Origin of the sequence: Vibrio genomosp. F10 str. 9ZD137, from assembly GCF_049974785.1 — a bacterium.
Taxonomy (GTDB): Bacteria; Pseudomonadota; Gammaproteobacteria; order Enterobacterales; family Vibrionaceae; genus Vibrio.
Genome location: NZ_JBNGCJ010000136.1, coordinates 1 through 303 on the forward strand (window position 1 = coordinate 1; position 303 = coordinate 303).

General features: G+C 49.2%; 1 protein-coding gene. It reads right to left on the reverse strand.

What is annotated here, in order from left to right; translation table 11 throughout:
* On the reverse strand, nucleotides 1–303 hold a 303-nt coding region (locus tag ACP45E_RS01595), incomplete at both ends, for a TRAP transporter large permease subunit (RefSeq protein ID WP_141707176.1).

Here is a 303-nt window from a genome sequence, read left to right on the forward strand (position 1 = left end):
AACCGCTCTTCCGATCTTCCGACCGGAGGGGTATCATCGGCAAGGATACCGAAATAGAAAACAAACAAGTGTACAGCGATGAGAGGAATAATCAGTCCGTGTGCTGCCCCTAGAGTCACGATGACCGGTGCCATAAGGGTCGAAACAACGATGTAATTCGCGGTTGTAGGTAGGCCCATTCCCAGAATCAAGCTGATAACCGCGGTGAAGAGCAACATAAGAATGATGCTACCACCTGAGATAAACTCAACAAAGTCAGTCATGACAAGACCGATACCCGTCAAGGTTACCACCCCTACAACG